We start from the raw sequence: 4,708 nt of genomic DNA, 5'->3' as shown, positions 1-4,708 counted from the left end.
CTTCAATGCCTCATCAACGATGGGCTTCAGCTTCACTTCCCCGCCGCGACGGTATCCGCCATCCTGGGTCAACACAGCGACACAGCCGGAATCATTGATCCGGTCAACAAGAGCATGCGCCGCAAATCCACCGAAGATCACATTGTGCACCGCGCCAATGCGGGCACAGGCCAGCAGGGCAATCGCCAACTCGGGGCACATGCCCATGTAGATCGCGACGCGATCTCCCTTTTGGACGCCCGCCTCTTTCAGCATGCTGGCGGCCAACTGCACCTCGGTGAGAAGCTCGGCAAAGGTCAGRGTACGGACTTCGCCCGGCTCTCCCTCCCAGATGATCGCGGGCTTCTGTGCACGGCTGCCCACCGCATGACGATCGACGCAGTTGTGGCTGAGGTTCAGCTTGCCACYGACAAACCACTTCGCCCAGGGCTGATCCCACTCCAGAACCTTTGTCCACGGCTCGAACCAGTCGATCTCGCGCGCCGCATCTGCCCAGAACTCCTCCGGCTGCTCGATGGAGCGGCGGTACATAGCGTCATACTGCTCTCGTGTTTTTATATGGGCCCGTGCAGCAAACTCAGCGTGCGGCGGAAAGACTCGGTTTTCTCGTAAAAGCGAATCAAAACTTGTTTCAGACACAGTCGACATGCAGCTCCTAGTGAGACCACGATTGTACTTTGTCAAAATAACGACCGGCCACAAGTACACTCAGCAAATGGAATTCCATTGGGGCGCCATCTTTGGATTCATGTTCGGCTTTATGTTCGGTGTGGGCTGCGCACTGGCGGTCATGTACTCCATCTATATGGGCGGCTATCGCGCTGCGCTTCGTGACGCCCGGCTCCCCGCACCGCCCGAGCGCTACCGCAAAGCCGTTGCCAAACTTGACAGTACTCAGGGATAGAGCGTTTCTCTGTTGCTGAGTTTCCCGAAGGGGGCGTGCAGCGGCGTTTTCATCACGGAAAACGCCCATAGATGCGGAAACCCTACAGTGCACCACAGGGAAAATGCTCTGGCTTTTTGGGGCTACGACGATTGCCCTAGCTGTGCTCGCAGCGCCGCGACCTCTTGCCGCAGGGCTTCCAGTCCCTCCCTCAGGATTCAACTGCGCCAGCTCCCGTTTGCCGAAAAGACGCAGGAAACAGATCAGGCAGAGGTAGACCAGGACGGGACGCAGGATCTTCTCCAGCAGCGAGACCGTCGATGGCAGGTGGAACATATGTTCGAGCACGGCGGGGTTCTCCCAAGGTTGGAATTTCTGCCGCAGGATACCTCACCGGAGGTGATGAAGAATCGTCCAACCGGGGACGGCATCCGGACAGGTACAATTGTTTGCAGTGGGTTGCTCTTGTCTTTTTGCCGGCCAGATTCTGGCGGTGGAGTTCCGCGCGATTTTGAAGGGATTGACCGAAGCATGATGAAACGGATGTTGTTGGGTGCGCTGCTGCTGAGTGCCGGCAGCGCGATGATGGCGCAGGAGAGCCGGCAAGACATTAGCGTGAGCGCCATCGGAGTATGGCAGCCCCAGGTCAATGGAAATGGCTCCCAGCTAAATGCCAGCATGACCATGGGCGGTCTGGTCAGCTACCGCTACCTGGTAACCCCGCGCAGCGGTCTGGAAGTGAACTACTCCTTCTCGGAGTACACGGACTACTTCCGCACCAGCTTCACCCGGCCCGCGGTTCACGTCCGCCAGCAGGAGATCACAGGCGCCTACGTTTACTCCCGCAACTACGGCAACTACAACCCGTTTGTTGAGGTAGGCGTCGGCGGCTACATTATGAGCCCAATCCGCGACTTCGGCACCACCAGCCTGGATACGAAGCAGAACACGAACATCGGCGCGCTCTTCGGTGCCGGTGTTGCCTATGAGCTCAGCCCGAGCTGGGATTTGCGTGTCGCGTACCGCGCTTTCGTGCTGAAGGCGCCGAACTTCGGTCTCGACTCCGTAGCAACCCGCCGCTATACCGTCATCTCGACTCCGGCGGTCGGCTTCGCCTACCACTTCTAAACTGCCACAGCGGCAGTAAAGCATTTTTCCTGAAGGTGCAAAGTAGAGCTTCCGCATCGATGGGCGTTTTCCGCAATGAAAACGCCGCTGCACTCCACTATCGGGGTGCCCAGCAACAGGAAAAATGCTCTAAAAAGCCCCGGTCTGGACAATCCAGACCGGGGCTTTTCAGTTTCTTCTATCGGGGCCTAGCGTTTCGTCGGATAGCGGCTGTCGGAACCAAAGTGGTAAGCGACACCAAAGGAGACAACCTGCGGAGTAATGCCGTGGGGCGGATAGCTAGGCCAGTTCTGATATTCGTAATCGAACACGCGAACATTGATGCGGCGATTCGCGCGGATATCTAAACCACCGCCGGCAGCCCAGATATTGTAGGCCAGATTCGCAACCTCAACATTATTCCCGAGTTTGTCCGTAAAGTTGTAGACCCCGCGTCCGTACATGCCTTTGATGTACGGACGGAACAAGCCGTCTTTGAACGGCCGGCTGTATCGAGGCCCGATCTCATACGTCTTCTCGTATTCCTTGCCGGGGTTGTCCTGATTGACCTTATGGAACTCACCTTCGATTCCCAGGTGATGCCTGAAGTCGAGATCGAAATAGAGGTGGAACCCCTTGAATTTATCCGCGGTAGAGTCGGATTTGGCGATCGAATAACCGCCGCCGGCCTGAAGATCAGCTCTTCGACTCGCCGTGTAAACCGACTGTGCGTGTACCGCGGGCAGCGCGACAGCGAGTGAGAGCAACGCGAGAGACTTTCTGATTACCTGCAAGAATCCAACCTTCCCTGACCCGAACTGCCAGCAATGAGGGTCAACTAACACAACCTTTTATCTCTATCAGCATAAGACGGGGGCACGAAGGCCCCCGTCTTACGTGGAAATTACTGGTTCTGGGGAGGAGTGGAGGTACCAGAAGCCGGTGCTCCATTTTGTGGAGCAGGAGCGGTTTGAGGAGCGTTTCCGGGATTTCCATCCACGGGGGCCGGCGTTGCCTGCTGCTGTACCGGTGCTGCAGTACCTGCTGCAGGCGCCGCGGCGCCGGTTGCCGGAGCACCTGCTGCCGGAGCAGCGGTTGGCGCTACGGGGGCCGTATAGTAGCTGAGCCTCAGATAGACCGGCGTCACTTCGAACGGCATCTTGTCACGCGGATTCAGAATCGGCTCCTGAGCCGCATGCAGAGTGATGACCTGGTCGGTCCAGGGGTCGAACTTCAGGAAGCTGCTCAGCGGCATGGCGGCCATCTGCTTCAGATCCTTCACGTCCAGCTTCGTTCCCTTTGCCTGCAGCGCGGCCAGCCAGAAGGTCGGATCCTTGTCCTTGTCGTTCTTGATCAGTGAGTCGCCAATCATCGCCTTGTTCAGATCAGGAAGAGCCTTCACACGCGCGGACAGCTGCTGCAGATATAGCCCGAAGTAGGTTGAGGCATCCTGCAGCTCCTTGGCGTTCAACAGCTCGACCGTCTTCTTGGCGGCCTCTTCGTTGTCCTTATCCGTGTGATGCATCGGGATATGGGTAAACGCCGAGGTGTCCGGGAAGAGCAGGCGATCGCTGAAGGCGTACTTGGTGTCCAGGCGATGCCCGAGGATCACGTGTGYAACCTCGAAGGCCAGGATGGCATTCAGGTTGCCCGCCTGCTGCGCACCGTCAGCCGTAATGACAGCCGTGGTATCGATCACGCTCTTGCTCAGCAGCACGGTGTTTCCAACGGCCAGCGATTCCAGCGGCTCCGTCAGCAGCGTACGCACCCGGATGGGGCGCGACAGCGGAATCTGGTTATAGGCCAGAATGTTGTTGGCAAGAGCCGCGAGAGTCTTATCAAACTCACTGGGCGCGGCCAGCAGACCGGCCTTGGTCAGACGGTCGATGACATTGTCTTCCGCCTGCTGTACCCACTCACGCTGCGCACCGAGCGGGCTGACATCCTGAGCATCGTTGGAGACATCCGTCGCGCCCTGCACCTCAACTGAGGTGTTCTCGACTTCCTTCTCAGGAACCTTGAGCGCGTAACCCCAGATATGCCCAACCGCCTTGAACTTGACGATGTTGCCAGGAACCTTCGGATTGCTCTCCTCTACGTAGAACGAGTTCGGCAACCAGATATCCGGCTGCACATTGGTGCGCCAGCTATCGAAGTGGTAGTACTCGCTATGCGTCGCCTGGCTGCCGTTGAAGCTGCCGTTGAAGCGAACGATGTTACCTCCGCGGCGCTCGATCCAGATGCGACCGAAGAAGCGGCCATAGCTTCCTTTCGCGGGCTGCACGTCGAACACCGTGGTCGCGACGGAACCCAGGAAGTCATTGCGGACGAAGTAGAAGTTGTAGTGCTGGCGATCGAAGTCCTTGGAGTCAATCAACAGCATCTGCATGAAGCCGGCTTCGTTGAACTCCAGGTTCAACGCCTTGCCCAGGCCGGTAATAAAGCTGAGCGAGTTCTTGAAAAACCCAAACTTGCCGCCGGTGCTGGTCTTGGAGGTCTCGTAGGTTCTATCGCCGATGACCTTGCTGAACTCGACACGCCCCAGGAAGTGCTGGTCGGATTCGGGCACCTGCAGCAGATCCTGATCGGGCTTCATGGTCTGGATATAGACCTCGGTCAGCGGAGCCCGCTCTTTAAGAACCTTGATCACCTCAGCCTCGCGCGCGATGGCGCGGTCAATCAACTGATTCTGTGCTGGCGTTGGCTTGGTGTATCCGG

General features: G+C 57.9%; 5 protein-coding genes and 1 pseudogene. 2 read left to right on the top strand and 4 right to left on the bottom strand.

The genetic code is table 11. The features are described 5' to 3' along the window. Nucleotides 1-648: AMP-binding protein (locus AB4043_RS18470; protein WP_442307737.1), on the bottom strand; the 648-nt coding region annotated here is incomplete at its 3' end. A 67-nt stretch (nucleotides 649-715) separates the two neighbouring features. On the opposite strand from AB4043_RS18470, the gene AB4043_RS18465 reads away from it, so the two are divergent. Beyond that, entirely contained in the window at nucleotides 716-904 is a 189-nt protein-coding gene (locus tag AB4043_RS18465; protein ID WP_442300819.1) for a hypothetical protein, read from the top strand. A 192-nt stretch (nucleotides 905-1,096) separates the two neighbouring features. Here AB4043_RS18465 and AB4043_RS18460 read toward each other — a convergent pair. After that, nucleotides 1,097-1,231 (bottom strand): annotated as a pseudogene (locus tag AB4043_RS18460) (DUF421 domain-containing protein); the annotation flags it as partial. Between the two features lie 183 nt (nucleotides 1,232-1,414). Between AB4043_RS18460 and AB4043_RS18455 the strand changes: the two are divergent. Further along, entirely contained in the window at nucleotides 1,415-2,011 is a 597-nt protein-coding gene (locus AB4043_RS18455) for an outer membrane protein (RefSeq protein ID WP_442300817.1), read from the top strand. Nucleotides 2,012-2,199: 188 nt separating this feature from the next. Here the strand turns inward: AB4043_RS18455 and AB4043_RS18450 are convergent, their stop codons facing one another. Both AB4043_RS18450 and AB4043_RS18445 read right to left on the bottom strand, forming a co-directional pair. Beyond that, on the bottom strand, nucleotides 2,200-2,784 hold the full coding sequence (locus AB4043_RS18450) for an outer membrane beta-barrel protein (protein WP_442300816.1): 585 nt from the start codon (nucleotides 2,782-2,784) through the stop codon (nucleotides 2,200-2,202). A 110-nt stretch (nucleotides 2,785-2,894) separates the two neighbouring features. Next, nucleotides 2,895-4,708, bottom strand: a 1,814-nt coding sequence (locus AB4043_RS18445) for a hypothetical protein (protein ID WP_442307736.1), incomplete at its 5' end; no start/stop codon positions are given.

Origin of the sequence: Terriglobus sp. YAF25, from assembly GCF_052113305.1 — a bacterium.
Lineage (GTDB): Bacteria > Acidobacteriota > Terriglobia > Terriglobales > Acidobacteriaceae > Terriglobus.
This window is presented reverse-complemented; position numbering and strand designations above follow the sequence as displayed.

Coding starts and splice junctions, on each gene's coding strand:
- AB4043_RS18465 (WP_442300819.1), top strand. CDS start 716: ATGGAATTCCATTGGGGCGCCATCTTTGGATTCATGTTCGGCTTTATG.
- AB4043_RS18455 (WP_442300817.1), top strand. CDS start 1,415: ATGATGAAACGGATGTTGTTGGGTGCGCTGCTGCTGAGTGCCGGCAGC.